Annotated in this window: 18 protein-coding genes; 14 read left to right on the forward strand and 4 right to left on the reverse strand. The window is 70.7% G+C overall.

Going from position 1 to position 13,752, the window contains the following annotated elements:
• Positions 1 to 29 precede the first annotated feature (29 nt).
• Positions 30 to 881 carry a TetR/AcrR family transcriptional regulator gene (locus tag ACFU8W_RS29005; RefSeq protein WP_384043151.1) on the forward strand — a complete coding sequence of 284 codons (852 nt, stop codon included), beginning with the start codon at positions 30 to 32 and terminating at the stop codon, positions 879 to 881.
• Here the strand turns inward: ACFU8W_RS29005 and ACFU8W_RS29010 are convergent.
• A complete protein-coding gene (locus tag ACFU8W_RS29010) occupies positions 862 to 1,848 on the reverse strand; it encodes a zinc-binding dehydrogenase (RefSeq protein WP_384043304.1) in 987 nt (328 codons plus the stop codon). The two genes, ACFU8W_RS29005 and ACFU8W_RS29010, sit on opposite strands and share 20 nt — an antisense overlap.
• Positions 1,849 to 1,952: 104 nt before the next feature.
• Between ACFU8W_RS29010 and ACFU8W_RS29015 the strand changes: the two genes are divergently transcribed.
• Positions 1,953 to 2,603: a TetR family transcriptional regulator gene (locus tag ACFU8W_RS29015; RefSeq protein WP_384043154.1), complete on the forward strand. Its 651-nt coding sequence runs from the start codon at positions 1,953 to 1,955 to the stop codon at positions 2,601 to 2,603.
• A gap of 235 nt (positions 2,604 to 2,838) precedes the next feature.
• Here the strand turns inward: ACFU8W_RS29015 and ACFU8W_RS29020 are convergent, their stop codons facing one another.
• Both ACFU8W_RS29020 and ACFU8W_RS29025 read right to left on the reverse strand, forming a co-directional pair.
• On the reverse strand, positions 2,839 to 3,447 hold the full coding sequence (locus ACFU8W_RS29020; protein WP_384043157.1) for a hypothetical protein: 609 nt from the start codon (positions 3,445 to 3,447) through the stop codon (positions 2,839 to 2,841).
• Between the two features lie 196 nt (positions 3,448 to 3,643).
• Complete coding sequence (locus ACFU8W_RS29025) at positions 3,644 to 4,411, reverse strand: NAD(P)H-binding protein (protein ID WP_345512396.1); 768 nt, start codon at positions 4,409 to 4,411, stop codon at positions 3,644 to 3,646.
• A gap of 104 nt (positions 4,412 to 4,515) precedes the next feature.
• On the opposite strand from ACFU8W_RS29025, the gene ACFU8W_RS29030 reads away from it, so the two are divergent.
• The 12 genes from ACFU8W_RS29030 to ACFU8W_RS29085 all read left to right on the forward strand — a co-directional run bounded on the left by ACFU8W_RS29030 (position 4,516) and on the right by ACFU8W_RS29085 (position 12,410).
• Complete coding sequence (locus ACFU8W_RS29030) at positions 4,516 to 5,400, forward strand: sigma-70 family RNA polymerase sigma factor (RefSeq protein WP_384043161.1); 885 nt, start codon at positions 4,516 to 4,518, stop codon at positions 5,398 to 5,400.
• A 237-nt stretch (positions 5,401 to 5,637) separates the two neighbouring features.
• A complete protein-coding gene (locus ACFU8W_RS29035; protein WP_384043164.1) occupies positions 5,638 to 6,072 on the forward strand; it encodes a helix-turn-helix domain-containing protein in 435 nt (144 codons plus the stop codon).
• A 10-nt stretch (positions 6,073 to 6,082) separates the two neighbouring features.
• The gene (locus ACFU8W_RS29040; protein WP_345512391.1) at positions 6,083 to 6,499 is read left to right on the forward strand and encodes a VOC family protein; all 417 of its coding nucleotides are present in this window, start codon (positions 6,083 to 6,085) and stop codon (positions 6,497 to 6,499) included.
• A 305-nt stretch (positions 6,500 to 6,804) separates the two neighbouring features.
• Positions 6,805 to 7,215 carry a VOC family protein gene (locus tag ACFU8W_RS29045; protein WP_384043167.1) on the forward strand — a complete coding sequence of 137 codons (411 nt, stop codon included), beginning with the start codon at positions 6,805 to 6,807 and terminating at the stop codon, positions 7,213 to 7,215.
• Positions 7,216 to 7,435: 220 nt separating this feature from the next.
• Positions 7,436 to 7,900, forward strand: coding sequence for a helix-turn-helix transcriptional regulator (locus tag ACFU8W_RS29050; RefSeq protein ID WP_266983202.1), 465 nt, complete (start codon positions 7,436 to 7,438; stop codon positions 7,898 to 7,900).
• A gap of 5 nt (positions 7,901 to 7,905) precedes the next feature.
• Positions 7,906 to 8,529, forward strand: a complete 624-nt coding sequence (locus ACFU8W_RS29055) for a glyoxalase (protein ID WP_345512388.1) — start codon at positions 7,906 to 7,908, stop codon at positions 8,527 to 8,529.
• A 211-nt stretch (positions 8,530 to 8,740) separates the two neighbouring features.
• Positions 8,741 to 9,193 (forward strand): pyridoxamine 5'-phosphate oxidase family protein, encoded by a 453-nt coding sequence (locus ACFU8W_RS29060; RefSeq protein ID WP_384043171.1) that lies wholly within the window; start codon positions 8,741 to 8,743, stop codon positions 9,191 to 9,193.
• A gap of 211 nt (positions 9,194 to 9,404) precedes the next feature.
• Entirely contained in the window at positions 9,405 to 9,881 is a 477-nt protein-coding gene (locus ACFU8W_RS29065; protein WP_384043173.1) for an iron chaperone, read from the forward strand.
• Between the two features lie 143 nt (positions 9,882 to 10,024).
• Positions 10,025 to 10,618 carry a hypothetical protein gene (locus tag ACFU8W_RS29070; RefSeq protein WP_345512385.1) on the forward strand — a complete coding sequence of 198 codons (594 nt, stop codon included), beginning with the start codon at positions 10,025 to 10,027 and terminating at the stop codon, positions 10,616 to 10,618.
• Positions 10,619 to 10,878: 260 nt separating this feature from the next.
• Positions 10,879 to 11,319, forward strand: a complete 441-nt coding sequence (locus tag ACFU8W_RS29075) for a helix-turn-helix transcriptional regulator (protein ID WP_345512384.1) — start codon at positions 10,879 to 10,881, stop codon at positions 11,317 to 11,319.
• A 27-nt stretch (positions 11,320 to 11,346) separates the two neighbouring features.
• Positions 11,347 to 11,961: a hypothetical protein gene (locus ACFU8W_RS29080; protein WP_384043177.1), complete on the forward strand. Its 615-nt coding sequence runs from the start codon at positions 11,347 to 11,349 to the stop codon at positions 11,959 to 11,961.
• A 113-nt stretch (positions 11,962 to 12,074) separates the two neighbouring features.
• On the forward strand, positions 12,075 to 12,410 hold the full coding sequence (locus ACFU8W_RS29085) for a DUF2516 family protein (protein ID WP_266983191.1): 336 nt from the start codon (positions 12,075 to 12,077) through the stop codon (positions 12,408 to 12,410).
• Here ACFU8W_RS29085 and ACFU8W_RS29090 read toward each other — a convergent pair.
• Complete coding sequence (locus ACFU8W_RS29090) at positions 12,392 to 13,732, reverse strand: PP2C family protein-serine/threonine phosphatase (RefSeq protein WP_384043181.1); 1,341 nt, start codon at positions 13,730 to 13,732, stop codon at positions 12,392 to 12,394. The genes ACFU8W_RS29085 and ACFU8W_RS29090 overlap by 19 nt on opposite strands.
• Positions 13,733 to 13,752 lie beyond the last annotated feature (20 nt).

Raw genomic sequence — 13,752 nt, forward strand, 5'->3', positions numbered from 1 at the left:
GTCCGGGGGCGGCGCGGAAGGTGGTTCAGGTGACTGGAACATACGGTTCGTCGGGCGGTACGGGCCTGCCGGCCAGCATCGAAGCCGCCTGGGGGCTGCGGGAGCGCCCGGTCAAGGGACCGAAGCCCGGCCTGAGTCTGGCCCGCATCGTGGACGCCGCGGTGGCGGTGGCCGAGTCCGAGGGGCTCGGCGCGGTCTCGATGGGGCGGGTCGCGAAGGACCTCGGCGCCTCGACGATGTCGCTCTACCGCTATGTATCGGCCAAGGACGAGCTCTACGTCCTGATGCAGGAGGCGGCCCTGGGTCCGCCGCCCCCGCTGCCCGCGCTGGAGAGCGGTGCGGGCTGGCGGGAGGCGCTCCGGCAGTGGGCGTGGGCGCAGCGCGAGGTGTTCCACCGCAATCTGTGGATGCTCCGTATCCCGGTCGTGGGTCCGCCGGCCAGCCCCAACAGTCTCGCCTGGTGGGAGCAGGGCCTCCAGGCGCTCGACGGCACCGGTCTCAGCGAGAGGGAGGGGGTCTCCGTGATCCTTCTCGTCGCCGGTTTCGTGCGGAACGAGGCGCTGCTGAGGGGGGACCTCGCCGCCGCCGTCGAGGCGCGGGGCATCTCGCCGCAGGAAGTGATGAACGGGTACGCGCGGACACTCGACCGGCTGATCGACCCCGCGAGGCACCCGGCACTCTCGCGGCTGCTGGTGTCCGGCGTGCTGGGCACGCCGGACGATCCGGACGATGAGTTCGCATTCGGACTGGATCGGGTGCTGGACGGGGTCGAGGTCCTGCTGCGGGGCCGGCCCGGGCGGGCGGAGCCCGGACCGGGCAGGGGCGCGGGCGTGGACGCGGTGGTTCCGGATCCCCGGCCCGTCACGCCTTCCGCGTGCTGAGCAGCACCTTGCCGAGCAGACCGCGCCCCTCGATCGCCGCATGCGCCTGCGCCGCCTGCTCCAGCGGGTAGACCTGCCCGATCACCGGGCGCAGCCGCCCGGCCGCCGCCTCGGCCAGTGCGTGTCCGGCCAGGCGTACGTGCTCCGCGTCCGTCAGCTGCACATCCGCGATGGAGCGCAGCGAGACGGAGCGCCGCGCAGCCTCCTCGGCATCGATCCTGGCGAAAGTGCCGGTCGGCGCCCCGTGGGCGGAGAAGCGGCCGCCGTCGGCGACCAGCGCGAAAGCTGCCGCGCCCATCGTGCCTCCGACCCCGTCCAGGACCACGTCCGCAGGGCCGCCGGCCTTCTCCAGGGCCGCACGGGCGTGCTCCGCCCACTCCGCCTCCGCGCCGTCGACCACGTCATCGGCGCCCAGCTCCCGTACCAGCTCCGTCTTCCGCTTGCCTCGCGCCACCGCGACGACGTGCGCACCGGCCGCGTGCACCAGCTGGACGAGCAGGGTGCCCATGCCACCGGAGGCACCGAGGACCAGTACGCGTTCGCCGGGTTCGGGGGCGGTCGCCTCCAGCAGCGCGGCGGCGGTCACCCCGTCGTGGATCAGGGCGGCGGCCTCGCGCAGCCCGAGTCCGTCGGGCACCGGAACCAGGTGGTCCGCGGGGGTCACGGCCTGCTCGGCGTAGCCGCCCGCGAAGCCGAGGGAGGCGACGACCCGGCGGCCGGTCCAACGCGCGTCGACGCCCTCGCCGACCGTACGGACCGTGCCGGCGATCCCGCCGCCCGGCACGTACGGCGGGACGACCGGGAAGTAGTCGCGGAAGGCGCCCGACCGGATCTGGGTCTCCACGAAGAGCGTGTCAACGTCACTCACGTCGATCACCACCTCGTCGGGCCCCGCCACCGGGTCGGGCCGCTCGGCCGGAACCAGTACCTCCGGACCGCCCAGCTCCCTGACCAGCGCCACACGCATGCGGATCACGCCCCTCCTTGTTCGGGCGGCCGGCCGTCCGGTGCCCGTCCTCCCACTCTCGGACGTCAAGTCCGGTTGAGGTCAAGGGCGTACGCTTCGTGGTCATGAACGGAGAGAAGGCCCGACCCGGGACCGCGGCTGAGCCGCTGACCAGCCTGCGGGAGCGGAAGAAGCAGCTGACGTACCAGGCGGTTTCCGATGCCGCGATCGCGATGTTCCTGGAGCGGGGCTTCGACAAGGTCTCGGTGGCGGAGGTGGCGGCCGCCGCCGACATCTCCAAGCCCACGCTGTTCCGGTACTTCCCGGCCAAGGAGGACCTGGCGCTGCACCGGTTCGCCGACCACGAGGACGAGGCGGCGAGGGTGGTCGCGGCCCGCTCGGAGGGCGAATCGCCGCTGGACGCCCTGCACCGCCACCTCCTCGACGGCCTGGAGCGGCGCGACCCGGTGACGGGGCTCTGCGATGCGCCCGAGGTGCTGGCGTTCCACCGGATGCTGTACGGGACGCCGTCGCTGGTGGCCCGCATGTACGGCTACCAGAGCCGCTCGGAGGCGGCGCTCGCGCGTGCGCTGGGTGACGGGATGCGGGACCGGCTGGCGGCGGGGCAGATCATTGCCGTGCAACGGATCCTGGCGCTGGAGAACTGGCGGCGGATCGATGCGGGGGAGAGCGCGGACGAGGTGTACGGGGACGCGGTGCGGGCGGCCGAACTCGCCTTCGTGCAGCTGAGGTCGGGGATCGAGGGGGACCGGTAGGGCGGACGCCCCCGCGCGGCCCGTCCGGCTCGTCCAGCAGGTGTAGCCGGGGTCGATATCCATGGGCGGAGACCAAGACCGACCGGCAAGCTTTGCCCCGTCGCGTCGCCCGGCACGCCCTCCCCCAAGGCCTCAAGGGCCAGGGGGACCCCTTTCCGCGTCGGCCGAAAGCCCTGGTGGCTCCTTCCCCAAGTTCTCAACTCCGTTCGAGCAGGGGTACCCGTCCGGAGCGGCGTCAGCCGAGCGGGGAGGCGCGCCCCGGTCGGCACCCGGAAGGAACGCTGTTGCCGCTGATGTCGAAATCCCCGCAGGTGAGAAAGACATGGTTGAACTTGCCGAGGGCGTAGGCCAGTCCGCCGACGATCACGACGACACCGACGACCGTCCGGCGCTGGCGGTCGGTGAGTTCCGTCTCCCCGAACAGCAGGAGTTGCAGCAGCACCCAGGCCAGCAGCGGGGTGCCGATGATGCTGATGATGCCGCCCGCCAGGAAGAGCGTCTCGCCCGGCCAGCTGCCGCTGCGCGGCACGACGGCGGCGATGACGAGCCACACGGTGGGCAGGGCCAGGCAGGACCAGTACACCCAGCCGTGATGCTGCCGACGCGTGGGCACCAACAGGCCGGTCAGTATCACGGCGGTCGACACCGACCAGAGGGTGAGCATCTGGTCGTAGAAGATGACGTTGTAGGCGCCGAGCGTGAAGGCGGGCTCCCAGACCGCCAGCGCTCCACCGCCCGCGATCACGGCGGTCTTCGGTACCACCTGGCCGACGCCGCTCCGGCTGAGGGGCGCGGGTCGCGCGCCTCCGCTCGTGCCTGCGGAGCGGGTGGCGTCGTCACCCATGGGAACCCCTCTCCGAAATGGGATATTTCCGTACACATTACTCAGGATGAGGGTGGGCGTCCGGCTGGCGAACACGGTCGGGAAGCGACGTGCTGTCCGTGGTCGTCGGCGGCGCCCGCTCACCCGAACTGCGCCTGAGGATCGACACGCTCCTGTCCGCCCTCGCCGCGACGGCGTCCTGAGCGTCCGCCGGGAGTCAGCCCACCTGCTCCGCCAGGAAGTCCTCCCAGGTCCGCGCACCCACGGAAGTCCCCTTGCCGAGCGACAGGTTCTCGCCCGCCCGGTACGCGAGCCCGGCCTTCCCCGGCACCCGGACCGGCATCATCAGCCGGTGCTTGCCGCGCAACTGCAGGTATCCGCGGCTCAGTTCGGCCACTCCGTACACGTTCGGCCCGGCCAGGTCGGGCACCAGGCCGGCCGGCTTGCCGAGCGTCAGCTCCACGAGCCGGGCCGCCACCTCGCGCGCGTCGACCGGCTGGAACCGGAGTCCGCCGGGCACCGGTATCACCGGCAGCTTCGTCATCTTCTCCACGACGGTCAGGACCAGGTTGTTGAACTGGGCGGCACGCAGCGTGGTCCAGGGAAGGCCCGAGTCGGCCACGGCCTGCTCAGCGCCCAGCTTGGCCCTGAAGTAGCCGATCGGCATCCGGTCCGCCCCGATGACCGAGATGTACACGAGGTGCTGGACTCCGGCTCGCGATGCGGCCCGCACCAGGTTCCGGGTCGCCTCGTCGTCTCCCTTGGGACCGCCCGCGAGGTGCAGGACCGTTCCGGCCCCGGCCACCGCGGACTCGACGCCCTCGTCCTTGAGCAGGTCGCCGGTCACGTACTCGATGCCGTCCCCGGACTCGTGGCTGTGCCGGCTCAGGACCCGTACGTGACACCCGGCGTCCCGCAGGAGCGGTACGACGAGGCGGCCGAGCGTGCCCGTGCCGCCGGTGACCAGAAGGGGTGAGGTGGCCATGGTCGTCTCCAATTCGTTCGTCCGGGAGCCGATCTCCCGGACACAATCAGCGGGGTTTTGCGGGTCTGTTGATATGACCCGCCATGGGGAAGGAATGTGACCGGATGGACGAGCACGCAGGGCTGACGGGGCGTTTCGAGAAGGACCGGGCCCGTCTGCGAGCCGTGGCGTACCGAATGCTCGGCTCGGTGGGCGAGGCCGATGACGCCGTTCAGGAAACCTGGTTGCGCCTCCATCGCACCGACGTCAGCGGCGTCGAGAACCTCAGTGGGTGGCTGACGACGGTGACGGCACGCGTGTGTCTGAACATGCTGCGGGCGCGCGAGTCCCGGCGCGAGGACCCCCTCGCGGCACTCGTGCCCGAAACCGGCGTGGACCAGGAGGACGGGCGCGACCCCGAGGAGGAAGCGCTGCTCGCGGACTCGGTCGGACTGGCGCTACTGGTAGTGCTCGACACACTGACGCCCGCCGAGCGAATCGCCTTCGTGCTGCACGACCTGTTCGCCGTGCCCTTCGACGAGATCGGCCCGATGATCGAGCGTTCCCCCACAGCGGCCAGACAGCTTGCGAGCCGCGCCCGCCGCCGGGTCAAGGGGGCCACCCCGGTGCCCGAAGCCGACCTGGCCCGCCAGCGTCACGTGGTCGACGCCTTCCTCGCTGCCACCCGCGGCGGAGACTTCGACGCACTGGTCCGGCTGCTCCATCCGGACGTCGTCCTCCGTGCCGACCCGGCGGTCGTGCCGACCCCCGAACCGATCGTCGTCCGCGGCGCCCGCACCGTCGCCCAGGGCGCGATGGCCGCAGTGGGCCGGGCCCGGTTCACCCAGCCCGGGCTGGTCAACGGCGCGGTGGGTCTCATCATGGCCCCGCTCGGCCGCCTGGCCCTGGTGCTCGGCTTCACGGTGACGGCGGACGGGATCACCGAGATCGACGTGATCGCGGACCGGGGCCGCCTCAGCCAGGTCGATATCGCCGTGCTCGACGCCTGACCCGATGTCCGTGCCCGGTGCCGCACCGAGTCGCCCGCGCGAGACGCGGGAACGGCGACGGCGCCGGGCCGGGCACGCAGGAGACGGACAGGGCCGCTGTGCCGCGGACGGCGGTCGGAGGTCGGCGGTCGGCAGGGAGGTCCTCGGACGGGGTCTCCCCTGCTCGAACGAAGCTGAGAGCTTGGGGGGTTTCGGCAACGCGGCGAGCGTGCGTGCCGGTCGGTCTAAGCTGGCCCGGTGACGCTTGAGGACCTCGTACGGCTGCGCCGCGCCCGAGACATGATGGACCGCGACTACGCGCAGCCCCTCGACGTCCCGGCGCTGGCGCGCGTCGCCCTCATGTCGCCCGGACACTTCTCCCGCAGTTTCCGGGCTGCCTTCGGGGAGACGCCGTACAGCTACCTGATGACGCGCCGTGTCGAGCGGGCCAAGGCGCTGCTGCGGCGGGGCGACCTGAGCGTGACGGAGGTCTGCTTCGCGGTCGGCTGTACATCGCTGGGGTCGTTCAGCTCGCGCTTCACCGAGCTGGTCGGCGAGAGCCCGAGCGCGTACCGGGCCCGCAGCCACGACGAGGGCGCGGCCATCCCGGCCTGTGTCGCGAAGATCCATACGCGACCGGTCAAGAACGCACCGGCCAGGAGCGGAGAAGCGGAAACCGCCGCCCGCCCGTAGCGTCGAAGGCATGAACATCAAGCTTTCCCAGTGCTTCATCGCGGTCGACGACCATGACAAGGCGCTCGCCTTCTACCGCGACGTTCTCGGCCTGGAGGTACGCAACGACGTGGCGTTCGAGGGGATGCGCTGGGTGACCGTCGGCTCACCCGCGCAGCCGGACGTGGAGATCGTCCTCGAACCTCCGGCCGCGAACCCGAACGCCTCGCCGGCCGACAAGCGGGTGATGGCCGAGCTGCTGGCCAAGGGCATGCTGCGCGGCGTGATCTTCTCCACCGACGACTGCGACGCCACTTTCGAGCGCATCCGGGCCGCGGGCGGCGAGGTGCTCCAGGAGCCGGTCGACCAGCCCTACGGTGTCCGCGACTGTGCCTTCCGAGACCCGGCCGGCAATCTGCTGCGCTTCAACCAGCCGCGCGGTCGGTGACATCCGCGCGCCCCGGAGCGCGCTTCAGCTCCTGCCGTCTCCGGTGTCACGTTCCGACGGCCGGAAGGCACGAGCGCGACCACCCGCGCTCGCATCCGTCGCCTCGGCTCGCGGTCTCCGCCCATCCGTCCATCCGCGCCTTCGCACCGGGTGGCCCGGGTCGCGCCCCGACCCCGCTGCGCCCGCTCGTGCTGCCCGCGCGGGAAACCTGGGTGACGCAACGTCAGGAGGTGTGTGCGACAGATCGCCGGACGGATCAGGAATCGAGAAGCGTCGGTCACCGAGCCGCAGCTACCGTGACGGCCATGGACATCACCATTCACACGACCTCCCTCCCGCACGACGACCCGGACGCCGCTCTGGTCTTCTACCGCGACACCCTCGGCTTCGAGGTCCGCAGCGACGTCGGACAGGGCAAGATGCGCTGGATCACGGTCGGTCCCGTCGATCAGCCCGGCACTTCCATCCTCCTGGCGCCGCCGGCCGTCGACCCCGGGGTCACCGAGGACGAGCGCCGCACCATCGTCGAGATGATGGCCAAGGGCACCTACGGCTGGATCCTGCTGGCCACCCGGGACCTCGACGGCACCTTCGAGAAGGTGCAGGCCGCCGACGCCGAGGTCGTCCAGGAGCCGACCGATCAGCCCTACGGCGTTCGCGACTGCGCCTTCCGTGATCCCGCGGGCAACCTGATCCGCATCCAAGAGCTTCGCTGAGCCGTTCGACAACCGATCTGCTCCCGGTGGCCGGCGTCTCAACCACTGTGAGGAATGCGGCGGTCGTCGCTTTCGTGCTCCTCAGGGCTGTTCCGCCAGGGATTACGGGACAGCCCTTAGGTCCCCGCGAGCCGACCACCGGCCCCCCACCTGGCCGCCGCCCGCTCCACCCTCAGCCTGTACCCAGGTGTTCGCACTCATGGATGAAAGGAGTTCTCTCATGTGTCATCCCGCGTGGATGCGCGCACTTACCGCTGCGCAGCGCCTGAGCGACCTCGCGCGACTGCGCCGCGTCCGCGACCGGATCGACCGGGAGTACGCGCAGCCGCTGAACGTCGAGGCGCTCGCCCGCGGCGCGAACATGTCGGCCGGACACCTCAGCCGGCAGTTCCGGCTCGCCTACGGCGAGTCGCCGTACGCCTATCTGATGACGCGTCGCATCGAGCGCGCGACTGCGCTGCTGCGGCGCGGCGACCTCAGCGTCACCGAGGTCTGCTTCGCGGTCGGCTGCTCATCGCTGGGCACTTTCAGCACCCGCTTCACCGAGCTGGTCGGCATGGCGCCCAGCGTCTACCGGCGCCGCGCGGCGGGCGCCGCGGCGGGGATGCCGTCGTGCGTGACGAAACAGGTGACCAGACCGGTCAGGAATCGAGAAGCACCGGCGGCCGAACCGCAACTAGCGTGACGGACATGACCTCCATCGAATCCGTCACCCTCGAGGTGGCCGATCCCACGGCCGCCAACCGCTTCTACACCGCCTTCGGTTTGGGCACTCAGGTGCGCCTGCGGGCCTCGGAGGCGCCGACGACCGGCTTCCGTGGGTTCGCGCTGTCGCTCACGGTGTCCCAGCCGGCCACCGTCAACGGCTTCATCGGCGCCGCCCTCGACGCCGGTGCCACGCCGCTGAAGCCTGCCTCGAAGTCGCTCTGGGGCTACGGCGGTGTCGTACAGGCCCCGGACGGGACGATCTGGAAGGTCGCCACGTCGGCGAGGAAGGACACCGGCCCGGCCACCAGGCAGATCGAGCAGATCGTGCTCCTGCTGGGAGCCGCGGACGTGGCCGCGAGCAAGCAGTTCTACGTCGACCGCGGCCTCGCCGTGGCGAAGAGCTTCGGCCGCAAGTACGTCGAGTTCGCCACGTCGTCGTGTCCCGTCAAGCTGGCGCTGTACGGGCACCGCGCCCTCGCCAAGGACGTCGGCGTTCCTGCCGACGGCACCGGATCGCACCGGCTCATGCTCGGCAGCGATGCCGGGTCTTTCACCGACCCGGACGGGTTTGCCTGGGAGGCCGCGTCGCCGGCGCCCACGCCCTGATCCGTCACTGCCGGGGTCCGGGTGCTGTCGTCGCCGAACGGATGCGTTCGCTCGGTGTCCACCTGGCCCATGGGATGGGCGGTGTGCGCGAGGCCAGCAGGGGGCTGGAGGCCATGCCGTCCGTGAAACCCGCGGCCTCGATGGGCCGACCGATGACCGACGGATCCCCTCCCTCGGAGGAAGGGCAATCCACGATGTGACTGGAGGAAGCATGACAGGCACGCCGCCGCGTGGGCTCGAGGAGAGGCTGCGGGACACTCGCGCGAGACTGGAGAGCGACGTCGATCTCTGGGTCGCGACGCAGGGCTCCCCGGGCGTCCACCTCATCCCGCTCTCGTACCTCTGGGAGGGGACCGCGTTCCTCGTCTCGACGCCGCGTGCCTCGGTCACCGGCCGCAACCTGCTCGCGGACGGCCGGGTGCGACTCGGCCTCGGGCCGACGCGCGACGTCGTCGTCGTCGACGGCATCGCCGAGCCGGTGGACATCGCCGACCTCGCGCCGGAGACGGGTGACACGTTCGCCGCCAAGACCGGTTTCGACCCGCGCCAACTCGACGAGCCCTATCAGTACTTCCTGATCCGGCCGCGGCGCATCCAGGCCTGGCGGGAGGCGAACGAGCTGCAGGGACGAGACCTCATGCGCGACGGCCGCTGGCTCGGCTGACCGCCGCACGGGAACGCCGACTCCGTACCCCCGGCCTGGCTCTTCCTGCGGAACGCGGTGTTTCTGCGTGACGTTGCAGGTGGTCGGCCTCTTCCCCGGCACCGTCGCCGCCCCCCGGACAACAACCGACCAGTTTCGAAGAAGCCACCGCCGCGGCGGATTCCTGGCACGAGATGACCGCGATCAAGCCTTGCACGAGAGGAAACCTGCCATGAAGAGCACGCAGACGTCCGCCAAGAGCACCAGCGCGGCCGACGAGAAGCACGACGGATTCACGGACGAGGAGCGAGGCGCGATGAAGGAGCGCGCCAAGGAGCTGAGGACGGCCGCGCGCCGCAGCCCGCGCGCGGCCAAGGCGGACGCGGAGAGCGAGGTACTCGCGAAGATCGCCGAGATGCCGGAAGCGGACCGCGTCCTCGCCGAGCGGCTCCATGACATCGTCAAAGCCGGCGCGCCGGACCTCTCGCCGAGGCTCTGGTACGGGATGCCCGCCTATGCCAAGAACGGCAAGGTCGTCTGCTTCTTCCAGAGTGCGCAGAAGTTCAAGACGAGATACGCGACGCTCGGCTTCAGCGACCAGGCGGCTCTGGACGAAGGCACCATGTGGCCGACCACCTACGCCCTGACGGAGCTGACCGCCGCCGACGAGGCACGCATCGGCGAGCTCATCAAGAAAGCGGCGAGCTGAGACCGGTGCTCCGCATGAGCCCAGCGATCGCCGGCCCGACCCGCAGCCCGGCCCGACGGATGACCGGTTGCGGTCTTGTTGTTCGAGTCGACGTGGGCCGCTGAGCGAGAGACCCTCGACGCGAATCGCACCGAGGAGACGAGTTGATCACGGAGTACCAGCAGAAGCTGCGCGAGCGCTACATCGCTGCCACCGTCATGCCGGCTCCGGAGCCGTGGCAGCCGGTGCTGGACCGCAAGACCCCCATTGGGGGTCTGCTCGGCATCGGATTCGCTGTTCACCCCGATAGCGGTCACGATCTCGTCATGGTTGTGTCCAGCGACGGCCATGGACTCTTCAACGCGGTCACCGGCGAAAAGATCGCCCGCGACCGGGATCCCGACCCCGACACGAGCACCCCCGACGCCCACCCGGACCTCGCCTGCCCGGGGCTCGGCCCGATCGCAGGCGCCCCGGTGCGCATCGCCGGGCTCTTCGGTGGTGGCCTGCACAGCACCACACCGGACGGCTGGACCCTGGACGTCGTCAGCCCCGAGTGGCCCCACGACCGTGTCATCCTCTCCGCCGACGGCGGGTCCCACAAAGGACTGGCAGGAGGGACGTGGTGGCACATTTTCCACTCCGAGTACTCGGAGCTCCGCGCAGCCGGATTCTCTCCCTCCGGCCGGACCCTGGCGGTCGCCACCAGCAGCGACCTCACACTCTGGACCCGATCTGAGCTCCACTTCGACGACTGAGCGGGCACCGGGGCAGCACGCGAGAGGGCGACAGGTGGACCGGGCGGAACCCGTCATCGGACCGGACGTGGGCCTTCATGCTCTTCCTTGCCGATGACAGCGCAGTCCTCGCCTGCACGGGAGTCCGCCGAGCCGAGCGGTGACAGTTGTCCCGCTCAAGTGACGACTATCTTCCCGACCACACGTGGCCGCACGTGGTATGGAACACTTTTGCAAGCGTGTGCTTGCAAAAGTTAGCAGCGATGGCGCACTATCGAGTCATGGCATCACTCAACGTCGTCAATCTCGGTGAGTACCTGCGCGAGCAGCGTCGCAATGCACAGCTGTCGCTGCGGCAGCTCGCCGATGCCGCCGGCGTGTCCAATCCGTATCTCAGCCAGATCGAACGCGGGCTGCGCAAGCCGAGCGCCGAGGTGCTGCAGCAGGTCGCCAAGGCCCTGCGGATCTCCGCCGAGACCCTCTACGTACGGGCCGGGATTCTGGACGAGCGGGAGCGGGAGGAGCTGGAGACCCGGGCGGTCATCCTGGCCGATCCCTCGATAAACGAGCGGCAGAAGAGCGTGCTGCTGCAGATCTACGACTCCTTCCGCAAGGAGAACGGGCTCGAGACCGTCCCGGGGGACCCCGGTGACGAATCCGGCCTCAGCGCGGACGGCACGGATGCCGATACAGCTTCAAAGCCTTCACCACCCTCACACTGATTCTGATGATCCGGGAGGACCACAGTCATGGCCATCACCGATGACCTGCGCAAGACCCTCACCGACCCGACCCCCCTCTACTTCGCCGCCGGTACGGCGGACCTCGCCGTCGAGCAGGCCCGGAAGGTTCCGGCCCTGATCGAGCAGCTGCGGGCCGAGGCGCCCGAGCGCATCGAGGCCGTGCGCAACACGGACCCCAAGGCCGTGCAGGAGAAGGTGACCACGCAGGCCAGGGAGGCGCAGGCCACCGTGCAGGCCAAGGTCTCCGAGGTGCTCGGGTCGCTCGACACCGATCTGAAGAAGCTCGGCGAGTCGGCCCAGGACCTGGCGCTGCGCAGCCTGGGAGTGGCCGCGGAGTACGCGGTACGGGCCCGGGAGACGTACGAGAAGGTTGCCGAGCGCGGCGAGCAGACGGTGCGGACGTGGCGCGGCGAGACCGCCGAGGAGATCGTCGAGATCGCCGTCGTCGTCGAGCCGCGGCGGGAGTCCCAGCCCAAGCCGAAGCCGAAGGCGGAGCCCGCCGCCAAGAGCGAGCCGAAGACCGCTGCCAAGGCGGAGCCCCGCACGTCGCCCGCGCCCGCCAAGAAGGCGCCCGCGCGCAAGCCCGCGGCGAAGAAGACCACGCCGCCGACCGCCAAGTAGCACTGCGGACGGTGTGTACCGGGGCGCGGGGCGGGCACCTTTCGGGGTGGCCGGCTCGTTGTCCCGGTACCTTGGCCGCGAGGCGCTCATCCACTTATTAGGCGGTGCACACCATGTTGCTCACAGGATTCAGCACGCTCGTCTGGCTGCTTTACATGATCATGCTCGTCCTGGCCGTGGTCGCACTGTTCCTGGCCGCGACGGCCCGCGAGGACGCGTACCGCGCCGCGGACAAGCAGAAGAAGTCCTTCTGGCTGATCATTCTCGGCATCACCGTTGCCGTGAACCTCTTCGTGCCGATGCTGTTCCTGCAGCTCGCGGGCGCGGTCGCGTCGATCGTCTTCATGGTCGACGTGCGGCCCGCGCTCAAGGCGGTCTCCGGCGGCGGTGGGCGGCGCGGCGGTTCCAGCAGCGACGGGCCGTACGGGCCCTACAACGGCGGGCGCTGAGCGTTCGCCGGTGACGGCGCCGATCCGGGGCGGGGGCGGGGGAGCGACGTGCTCCGGATCCGGCCCCGGTTGCCGCTCCGGTCGCGGTCGAGCAGCAGAACCGCCACGTCGTCGGTCAGTTCACCGCCGTTCAACTCCCGGACCTCGGCCACGGCGGCTTCCAGCAGCGCCTCCCCGGTGAGCCCCTCCGCCAGTTGACGGTTGATCATCGCGACCATGCCGTCCTGGCCGAGCCGCTGCGTCTCGTTCGCCCCGACGCGGCCTTCGATCAGACCGTCCGTGTACATCATCAGGCTCCAGGAGCCCCCCAGTTCGACCTGCCTGCGCGGCCAGCGGGCACGCGGCAGCAGCCCCAGGGCCGGGCCGCCGTTCTCGTACGGGAGCAGCTGTGCCGCCCGTCCGTGGCGGGCGATCAGCGGCGCGGGGTGGCCCGCCAGGCAGAGACCGGCGTGGCGCCCGTCGGCAGTGATGTCGACGGTGCAGAGCGTCGCGAAGATCTCCTCGCTCTCCCGCTCGTGTTCCAGGACCTGCTGGAGCGTGGAGAGCAGCTCGTCCCCGCAGAGGCCGGCGAGCGTCAATGCCCGCCACGCTATGCGCAGTTCGACGCCGAGCGCCGCCTCGTCCGGACCGTGGCCGCAGACGTCGCCGATCATCGCGTGAACGGTGCCGTCGGGCGTACGCACCGTGTCGTAGAAGTCCCCGCCGAGCAGCGCGCGGCTGCGTCCTGGGCGGTAGCGGGCGGCGAAGCGGAGGTCGGAGCCCTGGAGGAGGGGGGTGGGCAGCAGTCCGCGTTCCAGTCGGGCGTTCTCCTGGGCGCGCAGTTTCGACTCGGTGAGCTGGTGCTGCGCCACGTCGGCGCGCTTGCGTTCGACGGCGTAGCGGATGGCCCGGGTGAGCAGCCGTCCGTCGAGCTCGCCGCGGAAGAGATAGTCCTGGGCGCCGACGCGCACCGCCTCGGCGGCCAGCTCGGTGTCGTCCTCCGCGGTCAGCGCGAGGACGGCGTGGCGCGGTGCGATGCGCAGGACGTGCTTGAGGGTGGCGAGCTCGGCAGGTCCCTCGGCGCCCTCGCCGGTGCGTGTCTCGCTGCCGGGTGGCAGAGCCAGGTCCAGCAGGATGCAGTCGACGTCGTCGGTGAGGAGCCGGGCCGCCTCGGTCAGGTTGCGGGCGGTGCGGATGCGCACCCGGGTGCCGGCCGCGGCCGGGAGCTCGGGGACGGTGAAGGTGCCCGCCGGGTCGTCCTCGATCACCAGGAGGGTGAGGTCGGCGACGTGGGTGGTTTCCACAGCGGGAACGGCTCGCTGCTGCGGTACGGGTACGGGCATCGGTTCGGTTTCCTTCCCTC

It is taken from the genome of Streptomyces sp. NPDC057565 (genome assembly GCF_042801455.1).
Classification (GTDB): Bacteria; Actinomycetota; Actinomycetes; order Streptomycetales; family Streptomycetaceae; genus Streptomyces; species Streptomyces yanii.